The organism is Nibribacter ruber (genome assembly GCF_009913235.1).
Lineage (GTDB): Bacteria > Bacteroidota > Bacteroidia > Cytophagales > Hymenobacteraceae > Nibribacter > Nibribacter ruber.
The window spans coordinates 3988111-4005562 of record NZ_CP047897.1 but is presented as its reverse complement, the minus strand read 5'-3'; the positions used below and the strand labels follow the sequence as shown (position 1 = coordinate 4005562).

General features: G+C 51.1%; 14 protein-coding genes. 5 read left to right on the top strand and 9 right to left on the bottom strand.

From position 1 onward, the window contains the following. Positions 1 to 62 precede the first annotated feature (62 nt). Positions 63 to 299 carry an acyl carrier protein gene (locus tag GU926_RS16890; protein WP_160693957.1) on the bottom strand — a complete coding sequence of 79 codons (237 nt, stop codon included), beginning with the start codon at positions 297 to 299 and terminating at the stop codon, positions 63 to 65. Between the two features lie 170 nt (positions 300 to 469). Between GU926_RS16890 and GU926_RS16885 the strand changes: the two genes are divergently transcribed. Together GU926_RS16885 and pyk are read left to right on the top strand one after the other, a co-directional pair. Next, entirely contained in the window at positions 470 to 895 is a 426-nt protein-coding gene (locus GU926_RS16885) for an IPExxxVDY family protein (protein WP_160693955.1), read from the top strand. Between the two features lie 3 nt (positions 896 to 898). Continuing rightward, positions 899 to 2329 carry a pyruvate kinase gene (gene pyk / locus GU926_RS16880; protein WP_160693953.1) on the top strand — a complete coding sequence of 477 codons (1431 nt, stop codon included), beginning with the start codon at positions 899 to 901 and terminating at the stop codon, positions 2327 to 2329. A 949-nt stretch (positions 2330 to 3278) separates the two neighbouring features. On the opposite strand, the gene rpsT is transcribed toward pyk, so the two are convergent. After that, positions 3279 to 3536, bottom strand: a complete 258-nt coding sequence (gene rpsT, locus GU926_RS16875; RefSeq protein WP_066509191.1) for a 30S ribosomal protein S20 — start codon at positions 3534 to 3536, stop codon at positions 3279 to 3281. A 299-nt stretch (positions 3537 to 3835) separates the two neighbouring features. Between rpsT and GU926_RS16870 the strand changes: the two genes are divergently transcribed. Next, positions 3836 to 4258 (top strand): BrxA/BrxB family bacilliredoxin, encoded by a 423-nt coding sequence (locus GU926_RS16870; RefSeq protein WP_160694882.1) that lies wholly within the window; start codon positions 3836 to 3838, stop codon positions 4256 to 4258. 139 nt (positions 4259 to 4397) lie between these two features. On the opposite strand, the gene GU926_RS16865 is transcribed toward GU926_RS16870, so the two are convergent. From GU926_RS16865 to recQ, 3 genes are all read right to left on the bottom strand, one after another. After that, a complete protein-coding gene (locus GU926_RS16865; protein WP_160693951.1) occupies positions 4398 to 5681 on the bottom strand; it encodes an acetyl-CoA hydrolase/transferase family protein in 1284 nt (427 codons plus the stop codon). A gap of 133 nt (positions 5682 to 5814) precedes the next feature. After that, positions 5815 to 7119 carry a phosphoribosylamine--glycine ligase gene (purD, locus tag GU926_RS16860; RefSeq protein ID WP_160693949.1) on the bottom strand — a complete coding sequence of 435 codons (1305 nt, stop codon included), beginning with the start codon at positions 7117 to 7119 and terminating at the stop codon, positions 5815 to 5817. Between the two features lie 172 nt (positions 7120 to 7291). Further along, complete coding sequence (gene recQ / locus GU926_RS16855) at positions 7292 to 9472, bottom strand: DNA helicase RecQ (protein ID WP_160693947.1); 2181 nt, start codon at positions 9470 to 9472, stop codon at positions 7292 to 7294. Positions 9473 to 9543: 71 nt separating this feature from the next. Here recQ and GU926_RS16850 point away from each other — a divergent pair, with 71 nt between their 5' ends. Together GU926_RS16850 and GU926_RS16845 are read left to right on the top strand one after the other, a co-directional pair. Next, positions 9544 to 10512, top strand: a complete 969-nt coding sequence (locus GU926_RS16850) for a KpsF/GutQ family sugar-phosphate isomerase (protein ID WP_160693945.1) — start codon at positions 9544 to 9546, stop codon at positions 10510 to 10512. A gap of 2 nt (positions 10513 to 10514) precedes the next feature. Beyond that, on the top strand, positions 10515 to 11594 hold the full coding sequence (locus GU926_RS16845) for a mannose-1-phosphate guanylyltransferase (RefSeq protein WP_160693943.1): 1080 nt from the start codon (positions 10515 to 10517) through the stop codon (positions 11592 to 11594). 96 nt (positions 11595 to 11690) lie between these two features. Here GU926_RS16845 and rlmB read toward each other — a convergent pair whose 3' ends face one another. The 4 genes from rlmB to GU926_RS16825 form a co-directional block, all read right to left on the bottom strand. Beyond that, on the bottom strand, positions 11691 to 12503 hold the full coding sequence (rlmB, locus tag GU926_RS16840; protein WP_160693941.1) for a 23S rRNA (guanosine(2251)-2'-O)-methyltransferase RlmB: 813 nt from the start codon (positions 12501 to 12503) through the stop codon (positions 11691 to 11693). 288 nt (positions 12504 to 12791) lie between these two features. Next, positions 12792 to 15752, bottom strand: a complete 2961-nt coding sequence (locus tag GU926_RS16835) for a protein O-mannosyl-transferase family (RefSeq protein ID WP_160693939.1) — start codon at positions 15750 to 15752, stop codon at positions 12792 to 12794. A gap of 127 nt (positions 15753 to 15879) precedes the next feature. Continuing rightward, a complete protein-coding gene (locus tag GU926_RS16830) occupies positions 15880 to 16497 on the bottom strand; it encodes a T9SS type A sorting domain-containing protein (protein WP_232058367.1) in 618 nt (205 codons plus the stop codon). Positions 16498 to 16683: 186 nt separating this feature from the next. Beyond that, a complete protein-coding gene (locus GU926_RS16825) occupies positions 16684 to 17448 on the bottom strand; it encodes a biotin--[acetyl-CoA-carboxylase] ligase (RefSeq protein WP_160693937.1) in 765 nt (254 codons plus the stop codon). Between the last annotated feature and the right edge of the window lie 4 nt (positions 17449 to 17452).

The following is a 17452-nucleotide window of genomic DNA, read 5'->3' as shown; positions in this document are numbered from 1 at the left end:
TAGAGGATAGAACCTGTATTGATTGTAAAAATTGGATCGATGTAAAAAGGAATTGCGGAAGATTACTTCGCGTGCTCTTCCAGGTAGCTGATCGCTTGGCCTACCGTTCCAATGTTCTCTGCTTGGTCGTCTGGAATAGAAACATTGAATTCTTTCTCGAATTCCATGATCAATTCTACGGTATCAAGAGAGTCGGCACCCAGGTCGTTTGTAAAGCTAGCTTCTGGCGTTACCTCAGATTCTTCAACGCCTAATTTGTCAACAATGATAGCCTTTACTTTTTCTGCGATTTCTGACATTTTTTTAGAAGTTTTTTAAAACACAGTTGCAAAGAAATGGATTTGAAAACACAATGTCAAACAAATTGTGTTCAATAGTTTTATTCGGGGTTTTTCTAAATTCAATACTTGCGTTTACAGAACGCTTCTTTAAATTGCCCATCCAACCTAAAATTAAGCCTCTACCCACCATGAAGTCCTTCCGGTTAGATGTGGATTACGATTACGACTTTGACCTGTACGGGGTTGTTTCTTCTAGCAAGGAGCATACGCTGGCCTGGGCATTGAACAAGTCGTTTCGGTTGCGCCTGATCAAGCAGGCAGACCTGTGCATTGATTTTTTAAACAAGGGCCGGTTGGTTATTTCTAATTACCTGCACAGTGCAGAACACGGTTCCCTGCGCCTGTTGCGCAACCGCTCCGTGGGCCTTAGCACGCTGCCTTCGCCCTTTTTAGTACCAGACATCAAAGAATATGATTACGTTATACAAGTGTCTGGCAGCTTAGACACCTTCCAGCAGGGCCTGCTGCAACAATTACATGCGGTGCCCCTGGTGCAATATGTGCGGTCGTTTGACCCCGCCAGTTTACGTTACAGAGAAAACCTTTTATTTTAGCCCATGGCTATCTATTTTAACAAAACCAAGATTATCGCAACGGTTGGCCCTGCCAGCAACACACCAGATCGCCTGAAAGCTTTGATTGAAGAAGGCGTAGATGTTTTCCGCTTAAACTTCTCCCATGGTTCTCATGAGGAGCATGCCAAAGTAATCACCGCCGTGCGGGAGCTGAACGCCCAGATGGGCACCAGCATCTGCCTGCTGCAGGACTTACAGGGCCCCAAGATCAGAATCAATGACGTAGAGAACGGCGCCGTGGAGATTGTGGCGGGCCAGACCGTGAAGATTGTCTGCGACAAGTCCATGGGCACCGCAGAGCGTCTCTCTACCAGCTATATGCGCCTGGCGCAGGACGTACGCCCCGGCGACGCCATCCTGATTGACGACGGCAAACTGGAGCTGACCGTGCTGAGCACAGACGGCGACAAAGAAGTAGAGGCCGAAGTTGTATACGGCGGCACCGTGAAACCTAGAAAAGGCATTAACCTGCCAGATACTCTGGTGACGGCGCCTTCGCTTACAGAAAAAGACATCCAGGACCTGCACTTCGGGCTGGACAACAATGTGGAGTGGATTGCCCTCTCTTTTGTAAGAAAGGTAGAAGACATCCATGAGATCAAGCGCATCATAGCCGAGCGCGGCAAAGACGCCCGCGTAGTGGCCAAGATTGAAAAGCCAGAAGCCATCCGCAACATTGACTCCATCATTGAGGCCACTGACGCTGTGATGGTAGCCCGCGGTGACCTGGGCGTGGAGATTGGCATGGAAGAGGTGCCAATGCTCCAGAAGATGATTGTGGAGAAGTGTACCGCCATTGGCAAGCCTGTGATCATTGCCACCCAGATGATGGAAAGCATGATCACTAGCCCCCGCCCTACCCGCGCCGAAACCAATGACATTGCCAACGCCGTGATGGACGGGGCCGATGCTCTCATGCTAAGCGCCGAGACTGCCGCCGGCATGTACCCGATTGAGACCATCCGGAGCATGAACCGCACCATTCAATCAGTGGAGAATCAGGCAGAGGTGTTTCACCGCAACTTTGTCTTCAACCCAACCTCAGACACCTTCTACAGTGACACCCTGGTGGCTAGCGCCGTAGGCTTGGCCCGTGACACCAATGGCCGTGCTTTGATTGGAATGACCAAGTCTGGTTACACCGCGTTCCAACTAGCCAAGCACCGCCCAAAGGCCAACATCTTCATCTTCACCGACAACCGCACCCTGCTGAACACTTTGAATCTGGTGTGGGGCATCAGAGGCTTCTACTATGACCGGTTCGTGTCAACTGATGAGACTATTGCCGACGTGAAAGAAATTCTGATCAAGGAAGAACACCTGCAAACCGGCGACATCTTCATCAACATCGGCTCCATGCCCGTCATGGAAAAGAAACGCGCCAATATGATCAAGCTGAGTATTGTCCATTAATATTGGATGCTAGACACTAGATGTTAGCAGCTAGACTTTTACAAACAAGAATGCCCGCCTCACTATGAGACGGGCATTCTTGTTTTATAGGATAGACGCAGCCACGTCGTTTTTGGCTTGTTTCTTAGGAATGAGGCAAAAAACGAGGATAATTAACGATTGCAGGTGGCTGATTGATTCATCTTCAAATGTTGCACGAGTGCACTCACAATCATCCCCACCACATTCTAAGGAAAATGAAATAGGTGATTTTTGAAGGAACTGGTCGCGACTTGTCCTGAAACGAATTGTCCTCTTTAACTAATTTCTTCTACTGGTTGTCAACACCCCCCTTCGCCCCCCCTCAAGGGGGGAATCTGCGTTTAGTTAAGGCTTCTACTACTAGCACCTGTTCCAATTGGGACCTACAAAGGCTTCTACTCAACGCACCCGTTCCAGTCTTTCCGTCGAGTCGACTAAGCAGGTTGCCGGCTCAGGCTAGAACGGCTGCCACGACAAGGCAATGCTAGCTAGCTAGCTAGGCAAGGAAGCGACCACGCAGAGGAGGCAAGCTGGTACAGCGCGAGGCGGGAAGACGGGGCCCCGCGGCCGCGAGCGCTTAGCGGTATAAATGAAACGAAAGGCATAAGGGCACCGGAAGGAAGAACCTTCTCCAGGAACGGCCAACGGAAATGCTTCCACACTTTAGAGTAAGTCACGAAAGCAACATCCACGCCAGAGAAAGGCAGAAGTACAGCGGTTGAAAGAAGTTGGAGAAGCAGCAGGCTGGTTTCTACCCAATTCAACACTAACAAATGCGAAGACGGCAGCAATAAGAACACGTAAACGAACCGTCGTTTTTGGGCTATTCCCCAGAAAATACGCCAAAAACGAAAACTAGTAACAACACAAAAAGCCCTGCACAAGGCAAGGCTTTTTATTCAGCATAAGAAAGGAGAAACTCCTAAGCTTAGGCAGCTAACTTATTTACAAACTTAGCCAACTTTGATTTGTTGTTGGCCGCTTTGTTTTTGTGAATCACGTTCTTCTTGGCCAAACGGTCTAGCATACCAGACACAGTTTTGAACAGCTCTTGCGCTTCAGCCTGGTCGGTGGTGTTTTTCAAACGCTTTACAAACGTACGAGTAGTTTTTGCTTGATAACGATTAAGCAAGCGTTTCGCGTTGTTAGATCTGATTCTCTTTATTGCTGACTTGTGGTTAGCCATGGTTTACAGTGAATATAAATAAATGCTTTAACTTCTGGTTCTAAATGAGTTTGCAAAACTACACGGTTACCAGATAAATTCCAAGAAGGAAGACAATTAAAATTTAATATTCTCCCCACATCAAGTCTCAAAACAGCCTCCAATCCGCGTATTTCCGCTTCTCCCTATAGAACGCGCAACTCAGCTTTCCTGAGGTATACTGGAAACCAAAGCGGCAGGTGTGGTGTTCTAGCCTTGATTCTGTAAATTTACAACAAAATCAGAACTCACGCATTTTTAATCTAGAAAGAACCATGGGAATGTATCCTGAATATATGGTGGCCCCGATCAGGGAAGACCTAACGTCTGTTGGCTTTGAGCAATTGATGACCCCAGAAGAAGTAGAATCTGTCTTGAACCAGAAAGAGGGCACCGTGTTGGTAGCCATCAACTCGGTTTGCGGGTGTGCGGCATCTAAAGCCCGCCCTGCCTTAAAGATGGCCGTAGCCTCCAGCGAGACCAAGCCGAACAAACTGGTAACCGTGTTTGCCGGGATGGAAGGCGACGCCGTTGCCAAGGCCCGCGAGTTCATGCTGCCCTACCCTCCTTCTTCCCCATCCATTGCCTTGTTCAAGGATGGCGAGCTGGTACACATGATTGAGCGCCACCACATTGAAGGCAACGACCTGACCAGAATTGTAGATAGCCTGCAAGGCGCTTTTGAAGATTATTGCGCTAAGTAGCCTCCACGCATTGATCATAGAAAAGCCTGACACAGCATTTGTGTCAGGCTTTTCTGTTTTTAGGCTGTTTCCTGGAAAACTAGCCAGAAACGCACATGGTGAAAATAGAATAAGGAACAACCAATAACGAGTACCAAACTTACAGGGTCTTGAACCGGTCAAAGGCCAGGCGCTCCAGTTCTTCGCGGTGGCTTGGGTGGGCAATCTGGATGAGGGCCTTGGCGCGCTGGCGCAGGTTCTTGCCGTACAAGTCTGCAATACCGTATTCAGTGACAATGTAGCGCACGTGGGCCCTGGTAGTAGTTACGCTGGCGCCGGGCTTGAGCATGTTCACGATCTTGGATTCGCCTTTGTTGGTGATGGAGGGTAGCGCTATGATGGGCTTTCCGCCTTCAGAGAGCGCTGCGCCGCGCATGAAGTCCATCTGTCCGCCTACGCCAGAGAACTGGTAGGTGCCAATGGTGTCGGCGCAGACCTGGCCGGTCAAATCCACCTCAATGGCACTGTTGATGGCCGTCACTTTGGGGTTCTTTCTTATGATGGACGTGTCATTGGTGTAAATGGCCTCTTTCAAAACCACGCCCGGATTATCGTCTAAAAAATCAAACACCTTCTGGGAGCCATTCACAAAACAGGATACAATCTTATGGGGCAGGATGCGCTTTTTGGCACCCGTGATGATGCCTTTCTCCACCAGCGGAATGATTCCGTCTGAGAACATCTCGGTATGGATGCCCAGGTCTTTGTGGTGCATGAGCTGGGCCAGCACCGCATCTGGAATGCCGCCAATGCCCATCTGCAAGGTAGCTCCGTCTTCCACCAGTTCGGCTACCATTCTGCCTATCTGTAATTCTACGCTGCCGGTGTGTTTGCCCAGGTGTTCAGGCAGGGGCTCGTCTACCCATACTTTGGCATGGAATCGTTTCATGTGCACCACGCCGTCGCCATGGGAACGGGGCACCTGCGGGTTCACTTCGGCAATCACAATCTTGGCGGTCTCCACGGCAGACAGGGCTACGTCTACAGAGGCTCCCAGGCTGCAGTAACCGTGAGCGTCTGGCGGAGAGACTTGTACCAGGGCCACGTCCAAGGGCAGGATATTTCTTCTGAACAGAAAGGATATCTCGCTCAGGAAAATGGGAATATAGTCGGCGTGGCCGTCATTGAGGGCCTGCCGTATGTTGCCGCCCACAAAGCACGCGTTGGTCTTGAAACTCTTGGCGTTCTCTGGGTAGGTGTAGGGCGCGGGGCCTTCGGTATGGATGTGGATGAACTCTACCTCCCGGAGTTCTGAGGCGCGGGCAGAAACGGCGTTCACCAGGCGTAGCGGAGTCATGGCGGCCCCGTGCACAAACACGCGGTCCCCGGATTTTATGAGTTTGACGGCTTCTTCGGCGGTGGTGTATTCTGTGGATTTGATCATGGCACGTGCGGAATTGGGTGTAAGAACCTTCTTACCCAACGGCAAAATTACCACGGCGTTGCCTGCAGGAAATGACAAAGGCCAGCCCAACGGCTAGCCTTCGTCATTTTTGGCGTAATTCCGGGAAAAGAGCCTAAAAACGCTCGGCTGCATATTTCCTTAAATCAAAGCCTATGTCTTGCCGGAAGTAGCGGCCCGGCCACTTGATATGCGAGGCGGCCAGGTTGGCCTTCTTCAAAGCTTCTTCCATGTCTGAACCTAAGGCGGTGATGGCCATCACGCGGCCGCCGTCTGTCACTACCTGGCCTTGCTCATTCTGCCTGGTGCCTGCATGGAAACAATACACGTCCTCTGGCAGCTCTTTGTCCAGGCCTTGAATCTCCTTGCCCTTCTCGTAATCTTCTGGGTATCCTCCGCTCACCAGAAAGATGGTGGTGGCGGCGCGCGGATCCATCTGCAGATTGTACTGGCCCAACTCATGATCATGCAGGGCTTTGAACAACTCAAACAGATCTGACTGGATGCGCGGCAAAATGGCTTCGGTCTCTGGATCTCCTAAACGCACGTTGTATTCTATCACGTAGGGGTCACCGTTCACGTTCATGAGGCCAATAAACAGGAAGCCCGAGTACGGGATGTTCTCTGCCTGCAGGCCCGCCAGCGTGGGCTCAATCACGCGCGTGCGCACTTTGTCCATGAACGCCTCCTTGGCGAACGGCACCGGGGAGACCGCGCCCATGCCGCCGGTGTTCAGGCCGGTGTCTTCCTCCCCTATGCGCTTGTAGTCCTTCGCCTCGGGCAGCATCACGTACTCCTTGCCGTCTGTGAGAATGAACGCCGACATTTCAATGCCCTGCAGAAACTCTTCTATCACTACCTTGTTACCGGCGCTCCCAAATTTGTTGTGCAACAGCATGCCCTTCAAAGTGAAGCTGGCCTCTTCCAAATCCTTGGCAATGACTACGCCCTTTCCGGCGGCCAGCCCGTCGGCTTTCAGGACGATGGGATAAGATTGTCTTTCTAGATAGGCCAGGCCCTGGTCAATGGTGTCTGCGGTAAAGGTCTGGTATTGGGCGGTGGGAATATTGTATTTTAGCAGAAACTGCTTGGAGAAGTCTTTGCTGCCTTCTAGCTGCGCACCGGCTTTGCACGGCCCTACCACCAGAATGTGCCGGAGGTAGTCCTGCGCCTGAAAGTAATCATGAATGCCTTCTACCAGAGCGGCCTCCTGCCCTACCACCACCATCATGATGTTAAAGTCTGTGGCAAATTTGGCCAGTTCCTCAAAGTTGGTGATGGAGATGTCTACGTTGGTGGCTAGCTGGGCCGTGCCGGCGTTTCCGGGCGCCACGTAGATTCTCTCACAATAAGGGCTCTGCTGAAGTTTCCAGGTAAGGGCATGCTCGCGGCCGCCAGACCCAATGATAAGGACATTCATACACGTTTAGTTTGCACCTGAGCGCAACCGCCCAGGCTTGGTACACAATGAAGCCTGTTCCGTTTTTGGCTTGTTTTCCAGAAAAGAGGCCAAAAACGAAGTGCTCCACAAAGGAAACAAAAAAAGCAGGTGACTCCCACCTGCTTTTTCTTTTTTCTGCTTACGGTCTGCCTTAGTTGGCATATTTAGACAAGAACTTGATGCGCATCAAACGCAGGTCGTCCTCGGTGTAATCATCGGTGCCCAGTTCTTTCATGGCTTCGGCCATGTTGTCTGTGGTGGCGTGCATGAAGTAGTCCATTACCTCCTGCTGACGCTCCTGGTCCAGAACTCCGTTGATGTAGTAGTCCAGGTTGAGCTTGGTGCCCGAGTAGCAGATGTGTTCAATCTCCTCAATCAGCTCGGCCATGGTGATGGATTTGGTAGAGGCAATCTCCTCCAGGTCCATTTTCTTGTCAATCTGCTGAATCACGTAAATCTTGAGCTTGGACTTGTTGACGGTGGTCTTCACCACCACATCGGCGGCGGTGACAATGTCGTTCTCCTCTACGTATTTGGTAATGAGGTCCAGGAACGGCTTGCCAAACTTCTGCACCTTGCCCATGCCCACCCCGGCAATGTGCGCCAGGTCTTCTCTGTTGGTGGGATAGGTTGTGGCCATTTCCTTGATGGACGGATCCTGGAAGAGCACGTACGGCGGCAAGCTTAGCTCCTTCGCCATTTTCTTGCGCAGGGACTTGAGCATATCAAACAGCACGGTATCATGCCCGGCCGCGGCCTGGGTTTCTACCTTCTCTTCTTCCTGCTGTACCTCTTCCTCAAAGTTATGGTCTTTCGCGAATTTGATGGGATGCGGCTTCTTGAGGTACTCTGCCCCTTTGGCAGAGATTTTCACCGTCCCGAAGTTCTCAATGTCTTTCTCCAGGTAGTCAAACAACAAGGCCTGGCGCAGCACCGAGGTCCAGTAGGCGGCGTCATGCTCCTTGCCGGCTCCGTAGACCTCCAGCTGGTCATGGCTGTAGCTCTCCACGTACTGGTCTTTCATGCCCATGAGCACGTGTACCAAGTGGTCCATCGGGAAGCGCTCCTTGGTCTGCTGCACGGCTTTAATGGCTAGGATTAACTCTTTCTCGGCTTCAAACTTCTCTTTAGGGTGCACGCAGTTGTCACAGAAGCCACAATCCTTGTTGTACATCTCCCCGAAGTAATGCAACAGCTGTCTTCTTCTACACACCGCTGAGTCTGCATACGAGGCCATTTCCTGCAGCAACAACTTGGAGTTGTCGCGCTCCGTCACCGGCTTGTCCTTGCTGAACTTCTCCAGCTTGACAATGTCATCATAGCTGTAGAACATGAGGCAGTTACCCTCCAGTCCGTCACGTCCGGCCCGGCCCGTCTCCTGGTAGTAGCCCTCAATGGACTTAGGCGTGTCATAATGGATTACAAAGCGTACGTCTGGTTTGTCAATGCCCATGCCAAAGGCAATGGTGGCCACAATCACATCGGCTTCTTCGTTCAGAAACGCATCCTGGTTCGCCATCCTGATGGGGGCGTCCAGACCGGCGTGGTACGGAAGGGCTTTGATGTCATTTACCTTCAGCAGCTCGGCAATCTCTTCTACCTTCTTGCGGCTGAGGCAGTAGATGATGCCACTCTTGCCTTTGTTTTTCTTGATGTATTTGATGACCTGCTTTTTGGTCTGGTGCTTAGGGCGCACCTCGTAGTACAGGTTGGTTCTATTGAAAGAAGACTTGAACACAGAAGCGTCGTCCATTTGCAGGTTGCGCTGGATGTCCAGCTGCACCTTGGGCGTGGCCGTGGCGGTAAGGGCAATGATGGGCAGGTTGCCAATGCTGTCAATGATGCCTCTGATTTTGCGGTACTCTGGCCTGAAGTCATGGCCCCACTCAGAAATACAGTGCGCCTCGTCAATGGCCACGAAGGTGATGTTGGCCTGCTTTAAAAAGTCCAGGGTCTCTTCTTTGGTTAGTGATTCTGGTGCCACGTACAGCAACTTCACATCTCCATTGATGGTCTCCCTCTTTACGCGGTTAATCTCTGCCTTGGTCAGGGTAGAATTCAAGAACTGTGCGTTCACCCCAAAGGCATTCAATTGGTCCACCTGATTCTTCATCAGGGCAATTAAAGGCGAAATGACGATGGCCGTCCCTTCCATAGCCAGCGCGGGCAGCTGGTAGCAAAGCGACTTGCCGGCGCCGGTGGGCATGATCACAAACGTGTTCTTGCCTGCCATGATGTTCTCAATTATAGCTTCTTGGTTGCCCCTGAATTGACTATAGCCAAAAACTTCCTTTAATTTGTTTTTTAAAAAATTGTCTTGTTTCACTAACATGTGAGTTTCCTGTGTTATAAACCAGGTTCTGGTAAACTGTCTTTTGTTGTCTTGTCTAATACAAATTTAACTTGAATATCACGAAAAATATCAAAAACATCGCAAAAAATGTCCTGCAACAAGAAGCGGCTGCGGTGTTAAAATTGGCAGACTATATTAATGATGAGTTTGAAGCCTGTGTGCAGGCTATTTTGGCCATTAAAGGCCGGGTAGTGGTCACTGGAATAGGGAAAAGCGCCAACATTGCCACCAAAATTGTGGCCACCCTCAACTCCACCGGAACGCCTGCGCTGTTTATGCACGCGGCAGACGCCATTCACGGTGACCTTGGTATGATACAATCTGAGGACTTTGTCATCTGCCTCTCCAAAAGCGGCAACACCCCAGAGATAAAAGTGCTGGTGCCGCTCCTCAAGCGCAAGGGTGCCCAGCTGGCGGCTCTTGTCTCCAACATAGATTCTTACCTGGCCCAACAGGCAGATTTCGTCCTGAACGCCACCATTGAGAAAGAAGCCTGCCCTAACAATTTAGCGCCTACCACCAGCACCACGGCCCACCTGGCCTTGGCAGATGCGTTGGCCGTTTGCTTGTTAGAAGCAAGAAACTTTAGCAGTGAAGATTTTGGCGCTTTACACCCGGGCGGATCCTTAGGCAAGCGCCTGTATTTGAAAGTAGATGACTTAGTCTTGTTGAACGCCGCTCCCAAAGTGTTGGTAGACGCAGCGCTAAAAGAAATCATCATTGAAATTTCTTCCAAACGACTTGGTGCTACAGCCGTGGTAGACGCGCAGGGAGAATTGGTAGGCATTATTACCGATGGAGATTTGCGCCGCATGCTTTCCAACCATGAAGACCTTAAAGGAATTCATGCCCAGGACATCATGACGCCCTCTCCTCTCACCATTGACGTAGACGCGTACGCCGCCGAAGCGTTGACCATTATGCAACAAAAAAACATTACGCAGCTCATTGTCACTAAATCTGGTACCTTTGTGGGGTTTGTGCATCTGCACGATTTGCTGAAAGAAGGATTAATTTAGACATGAACGCGAATACCTACGTGGTGATCATGGCCGGCGGCATTGGCAGCCGTTTTTGGCCGTTTAGCCGCATCAATCACCCTAAGCAGTTCCATGACGTGCTGGGCATTGGCGAAAGCCTGTTGCAGTCAACCGTTAAGCGGTTTGAAGGCATCTGCCCGCCAGAGCACATCTATGTGGTGACCAATAAAGAGTACGCATCGCTGGTAAAAGAGCATTTGCCCAATTTGGCAGAGGAGCAGTTGCTGCTAGAGCCCATTGGCCGCAACACGGCGCCATGCATTGCCTATGCCACCTATAAGATTCTGGCCAAAGACCCCAACGCCAATATTGTGGTGAGCCCGGCAGACCATGTGATCCTGCGCGAGGAGTCTTTCAAGAAATGCATCAATCAAGCGCTGGAAGCCACCAAAAACCGAGACATTCTGGTAACGCTGGGCATCAAACCCACTCGTCCTGACACCGGCTACGGCTACATTCAGTTCCTTGACAATGACCACCAGGATGACCTCAAAAAGGTAAAAACCTTTACCGAGAAGCCCTCCCTGGAGATTGCCCAGATGTTTATTGACAGCGGCGAGTTTGTCTGGAACTCTGGTATCTTCATCTGGAACGTAAAGGCCATTGTACAGGCTTTTGAAGAGCATTTAGGTGAACTAGCCGACACCTTTGAAGAAGGACGCGCCGTGTTGAACACAGACAAGGAAGAAGCTTTCATCAATAGAGCTTATTCCCATTCGCGCAACATCTCCATTGACTACGGTATCATGGAGAAGGCCGACAACGTGTTTGTGATTGAAGGCGATTTTGGCTGGTCAGACCTGGGCAGTTGGAATTCACTCTACAGCGTGACAGACAAAACCTCTGAGGGTAACGTGGTAGACGGCAATATTCTGCTATATGACGTGAACAACTGCATCATCAAAACACCCAAAGACCAACTGGTGGTAGTGCAGGGCCTCACAGATTATATCATTGCCGAACATGACAACGTGCTCATGATCTGCCGCCGCGAGGACGAGCAGAAGGTGAAGGACTTTGTCTCTGATGCCAAGTCTCAAAAAGGCAACCAATACATCTAAGCCGTTTTTGGGCTATTCCCCGGAAAACAGGCTAAAAACGGAACGGCCCGCTATTGTTGAGATAGCGGGCCGTTCCGTTGTATAAGGCTTGGTGGTTTAGGCCTTGCTGCGTTGTCTTAATGTTTCATATAAAACAATGCCGCTGGCTACAGACACGTTCAGGGACTGAATTTGGCCCGTCATCGGGATTTTTACGCGTACGTCTGCCTTCTTCAGGTATTCCGGGGAGATGCCGTCCTCTTCGCTGCCCATCATGATGGCCAGAGGTCCGGTTAGGTCTACAGAGGCATCGGTAAGTTCTTCTTCGGCTTTCTCAGTACAGGCCACTACGCGTATACCAGACTGCTTCAAGAAATGGAGCGTGTCTTTGAGGTTGTTCTCACGGCAAACGGCAATTAGGTTCAAGGCACCGGCAGAGGTTTTCAAGGCATCTGCGTTGATTTGAGCGGCTCCGCGGCTAGGGATGACAATGGCATCTACGCCCATACACTCGGCGTTACGAGCAATGGCCCCGAAGTTGCGCACGTCTGTGATACGGTCCAGCACCAACAGCAACGGGTCTTTGCCCTTCTCAAAGATGGAAGCCACAATCTCATCCAGGGGCAGATAGGTCACCGAAGACAGGTAGGCCACCGCGCCCTGGTGGTTCTTGCGCGTGAGTTGGTCCAGCTTTTCTGGCGGCACAATGGAGATAGGCACCCCGGCGGCCCGCGCCAGTTCACTGATCTCCTGGCTAATGCTATGGTTGACGCCTTTCTGCAGGTAGATTTTCTCCAGGGTCTTGCCCGCATGGAGCGCCTCTAAGATGGGCCGTAAGCCAAACACCATCTCCATCTTGTCCACTTTGGGCTGCTTATGGAAGTTAGGGCGTCTGCCCCCGTCTCTATCTTTGTAATTTCTGTTCTCCATGAATGTCTTTTCTTACGGCATACCTCAAACAAGGCATGGCTGCGGCAGCAAAGGTAGAGGGATTTCTTTAAACTTCGGCAAAGGAGCCTGGCAGGCCCGTGGAATTAAGAACCAGCAGGCTTCCCTGCTATCCATTCTTCCCGTAAAATGAAATGCCCGTTTTTGGCTTATTTTCTGGAAAACAGGCCAAAAACGACGCTTCACCCAAATCGCATGAGGAACCGGTAAAAAAAGAGAGGCCAGCTACTAAAAGCTGGCCTCTCTTTCAAATGATTAAAATGTGACAGGTTATTTACCCATCTGGCTGTAGTAGCGCATAAAGCTTTGTTCAATCTGGGCGGCTTTCTCATTCATGCCAATCTGCTTGGCCACCTGCATGAGCTGCTGCATGATGAACAGGTTGATTCTGATCTCTGAGTCAAACAGGGCCTCTTGGTTGAAGTAGTAGGCCAAGGCCTGATCAGAGCGTTTAGACATCACTTCCACAATCTCCTGGGCCTTCTTCTGCTCTCCCAGCTGGTACAAAGGCACCACGTACGGCGGTATATAGTAGTCATACGGAATGGCGTTGTCTGGCAGTTTGGCAAGTGAGTACAACAGAATCTTCTTGGCGGCTGCGGTGTCTCCTGCCTTCAGGTATTCTACGGCCAGTTGGTGGTACTTGTCACGGGCGTTGGCCGGGAAGCGCAGGTAGTTCTCATCATAGAAGATGTCTTCGCGGTCCATGTTGCGCCAGGAGAACTTGTTCATCATGTTGTCATACATGATGTTCTTGGCAATGTAGCCCATGTTCTCTTTGTTGGCGCTCTTTACAGGCACCACGCGGTAGGCCAGGCCTTCTAGCTGCAGGTAATTCTCCAGACCCACAAAGTCTGAGTTGTCTGCGGTGGTAGAAAAGTAGACAGGACGCTTCCAGTTGTTGTTGGCAATCAAATCCAGTATGGCCAGGTGTTTTTTCTCCAGTCCGTTCTGGTTCACCGTCCAGGCCATGCGGCTCACAATGGAGTCCTGGTATTCCTTGGCCACGGCGTTGTTGGAAATGACGGCCTGCTTATCCACGTTCAGGAAGAAATTCTTGGTTGGGAAAGACAGGTAGGTTCTGCCAGAGCGGTCCCCAATCTGCAGGGCTTCATGGTTGGCCTTCACCAGCTCAATGTACTGTTTCAGGTCCATGCCGGCGGCCACTTCCGGGCGCTCCATGTACGGCAGGTAGTCATTGATGCCCTGGCGGTAGTTGGCATTCTCCAGAATCATAGGGAACGGTGCAGACTCATAGGCCTGACGCTTCATCTGGTCAATGTACCAGTCAGTGTTCATGTAGCTCAAAACGGCCACCCGCACATCGGTTCTAAAGCCTTCCACCTCCTGGGCGTACCACAGCGGGAAGGTGTCATTGTCGCCGTTGGTGAACAGGATGGCGTTGGGTGCCACGGAGCTTAACAGGTTCTTCGCCGAGTCTACGGAATGGTATCTGTCTGAACGGTCATGATCATCCCAACCCTGGGCCGCCATGACGCCTGGTATGGCCAAGCCCAAGAGCGAAGCCAGGGCACCGGCGGCCACGTCTGCTTTCATGATTCGGCGAAGGAAGTCAGCCACAGCCAGCACGCCCAATCCAATCCAGACACTGAAGGCGTAAAACGCTCCCGAGAAAGTATAATCACGCTCACGCGGCTCTACCGGCGGCTGGTTCAGGTAAATGACAATAGCCAGACCGGTAAAGAAGAATAATAAGCCAATGATGAAGGCATCGCGCTCTTTGCGTCTGATTTGGTAGATCAAGCCCAGAATACCCAGGATCAAAGGCAGCATCAGGAAGTTGTTTCGGGCCTTGCTTTCGGCTACACGCTCAGGCAGGCCGTTGCTGTCTTCCCAAGGCCACAGCACTCCAGAGTTCTGGATGTCGCCGTCACGGCCTACAAAGTTCCACCCAAAATAGCGCCAGAACATATGGCCCATCTGGTATTTGAACAGGAATTCCATGTTGGCGCCAAAGCTTGGCTTCTGGCCTTGCTGCACGTCTACCCATTTCTGATACTGCTGTAAGTGCCCGGGCGCGTTGCTGTACAAGCGCGGCAACAACACTTTGTCAGCGCTGTTGTAAACCGGGTCTACCTTCGGCTCAATTTCAATGTAGTTGTCTGTGCCTTTGATGTATTGGGCAGCACCCGTCTCCTGGTCCACTGGCTCGGCGTTGTACTGCGGGCCAACCAGCAAAGGACGGTCACCGTACTGCTCGCGCTTTAAATAAGAAACAAAGCTTACGATGTTCTCTGGGTCGTTCTCATCAATGGTAGGGTCATAACCAGACCGGATGGGAATGATAAGGTATGAAGAGTACCCAATCAAGATGTACACAAAACACACCAGGGAAGTGTGCAGCGTGCGGTTTCCTTTGCGGGTGGCAAATTTGATGGCCCATACCAACAAGGCAATGAACAACACCACAAAGAAAATCACTCCTGCCCCAAACGGCAACCCGAAGCTGTTCACAAACAGCACCTCAAACTTGCCCGCAATAGACGGCAAGCCAGGGATGACACCCACTAAGATGATGCCCAACACCAAAGCACTCACCACCATGGTCAAGATGGCCCCTTTGGTAGAGTATTTTTTAAGTCTGAAGAAGAAGATGAAGGCTAGGGCAGGCAATGCCACCAGGTTCAGCAAATGGACGCCAATGGAGAGGCCCACCATGTAGGCAATCAAAATCAACCATTTGTCTGAGGCCGGGCTGTCGGCGTGGCTTTCCCAGCGCAGCATAGCCCACACCACAAAAGCGGTGAAGAAGGCAGACATGGCATATACTTCGGCCTCTACGGCAGAAAACCAGAAAGAATCAGAGAAGGTAAAGGCCAGGGCACCAACGGCGGCGCTGCCCATGATGGCAATGGTCTGCCCCAAGGTAGGCGCTACATCTTTGTCTGCCACCAACAGCTTGCGGGCCAGAATGGTAATGGTCCAGAACAGGAACAGCACCGTGAACGAGCTGGACAAGGCAGACAGCATGTTCACCCACCAGGCCACCTGGGTCACGTCTCCAAAGGCAAACAGAGAGAACATGCGGCCCAGCAATAAATAGAAAGGCGCTCCCGGCGGGTGGGGCACCAATAGCTTATAGGAACAGGCTATGAATTCGCCGCTGTCCCAGAAACTGGCCGTGGGTTCCAGGGTGAGTACGTACGCAATGGTAGCCACTGCAAATACCAGCCATCCCACCAGATTGTTAATCCGTTTGTATTGAAGCATGATGTGTAATTGATTGAACCCTCGAAATTAGCAATTTTCTGAAAGCCTAGCGTGTGGTGCCGGCAATTATTAAAAAAAAGAGCCAGCGTCTGCTGGCTCTTCAAGTATAGCGGTTGTCAAGAAAGGTCTATTGCAAGATCAGGCGTTTGGTCTCCACCATTTTGTCATTCACCAGCAGGCTGTAGAAATAGATGCCGGCGGGCAGTTCAGACAAATCTACCGGCGGCAGCGACGACTGCTGGCCCACCTCATAGGTTCTGATCACTTTGCCAATGGTGTTGGAAATGCGCACCTTGTAATTATCATCACCTACGGGGTTCAGGGAAAAGTTAATGATTCTGTTGGATGGATTGGGGTAGGCACTCAAAGAAGGAACCACCTTCTGCTCTTTTAAGCTGGCGCTCACCGTTCGGTTTAAGCGGGCTTTGTAGGCGGCCACGTTGCGCACGCTGGGCTTAATGGCAAAGGACTTGTTCTTTTTGCTGGTAACGTGCAGGAAAGGTGAATATTTCTTCGCGTTAGGATTGTAAGAAGGCAGGTTAAGGGCCGTAGAAATACCAAAATCCATCACGGTCAGGCTGCCGCCGCTGCGCCAGTTCAACTGCAACGTATCTGATTTAGAGGCATCCACCGACTTTGCGCCTGTGGGCAATACCCCAGGAGCTACCCCAAAAGCTACCGCCTGGCTTCCAAAAACCATGCAGAACGCTAAAAACCCTAAAAGTACGCGAGTAAAAATTTTCATACCATATGTGCTTCCAGTTGGGTAGATTAATTCCTGAATTGGTCAAATATACCGCCTATATTGTTAAAACCAAATAAAAGAAACCAAAAAAACCACATTTAACATCTCCTTAACGCAGCGGCAAACGCCTGTCTGTCAAGGCCTTGTTTTTGGCCTGTTTTCCAGAAAACAGGCCAAAAACGGACGCTAGAAAAGGTATTTGATTTCCTGGAACTGGAAGAACTGCAACTTCTGTTCCACAATGACGGCCAGGCGCCCTACGGCGTCTACACCGGCAATCTGTCCCATCACCCGCTGGCCTTCCACCTCAAAGGGATGCCACTCCTGGTACCGGTACAATTGCTGCAGGTATTCCTGCTTCTGCTGGTCATGGCCACCGGCGCGCAGGGCCAGGTAGCGGCGCTCTATGTTTTCCAGCAGTTGTGCCACCATGCTTGCCAGATGGAATTCTTTGCCCGTCAGCAAGGCAAAGGAGGCGGCCCGCTCATGCTGGAAGGACACCTGGTTGATATTTATGCCCAGTCCTACAATGCTGTGTTGCAAGAATCTGCCACTTATGGCGTTTTCTATCAAGATACCCCCTACCTTTCGGTCTTGATGGTAAAGATCATTGGGCCATTTGAGTTTGCAGCCCTCTGGCAGGTTGGCCTTGAGCAGGTCCAGCGCGGCCAGTGACACGGCAATGTTGAGGGCAAACTGGCGGCTGGCTTCCAGAAAGGTGGGCTTGAGAAACACAGACAATGTGATGTTTTTGTCAGGTTCCACGTCCCAGGTATTGCCACGTTGGCCGCGTCCGGTAGTTTGGGCGCCAGCAACTATGACAGAACCGTCTGTGGCGTTATTTTTGTTAACAAGCTCGTGTGCCACGGTGTTGGTAGAGGCACATTCAGGCAAAAACAGCAGTTGTTGCCCTACAAACAGGGTGTTCAGCGAAAGATTTTGCAAAGACATTCGT

Bases quoted from the DNA above. Each gene is read 5' to 3' on its own strand.
- GU926_RS16890 (WP_160693957.1), bottom strand. From the start codon at position 299: ATGTCAGAAATCGCAGAAAAAGTAAAGGCTATCATTGTTGACAAATTA.
- GU926_RS16885 (WP_160693955.1), top strand. From the start codon at position 470: ATGAAGTCCTTCCGGTTAGATGTGGATTACGATTACGACTTTGACCTG.
- pyk (WP_160693953.1), top strand. From the start codon at position 899: ATGGCTATCTATTTTAACAAAACCAAGATTATCGCAACGGTTGGCCCT.
- rpsT (WP_066509191.1), bottom strand. From the start codon at position 3,536: ATGGCTAACCACAAGTCAGCAATAAAGAGAATCAGATCTAACAACGCG.
- GU926_RS16870 (WP_160694882.1), top strand. From the start codon at position 3,836: ATGTATCCTGAATATATGGTGGCCCCGATCAGGGAAGACCTAACGTCT.
- GU926_RS16865 (WP_160693951.1), bottom strand. From the start codon at position 5,681: ATGATCAAATCCACAGAATACACCACCGCCGAAGAAGCCGTCAAACTC.
- purD (WP_160693949.1), bottom strand. From the start codon at position 7,119: ATGAATGTCCTTATCATTGGGTCTGGCGGCCGCGAGCATGCCCTTACC.
- recQ (WP_160693947.1), bottom strand. From the start codon at position 9,472: ATGTTAGTGAAACAAGACAATTTTTTAAAAAACAAATTAAAGGAAGTT.
- GU926_RS16845 (WP_160693943.1), top strand. From the start codon at position 10,515: ATGAACGCGAATACCTACGTGGTGATCATGGCCGGCGGCATTGGCAGC.
- rlmB (WP_160693941.1), bottom strand. From the start codon at position 12,503: ATGGAGAACAGAAATTACAAAGATAGAGACGGGGGCAGACGCCCTAAC.
- GU926_RS16835 (WP_160693939.1), bottom strand. From the start codon at position 15,752: ATGCTTCAATACAAACGGATTAACAATCTGGTGGGATGGCTGGTATTT.
- GU926_RS16830 (WP_232058367.1), bottom strand. From the start codon at position 16,497: ATGAAAATTTTTACTCGCGTACTTTTAGGGTTTTTAGCGTTCTGCATG.
- GU926_RS16825 (WP_160693937.1), bottom strand. From the start codon at position 17,448: ATGTCTTTGCAAAATCTTTCGCTGAACACCCTGTTTGTAGGGCAACAA.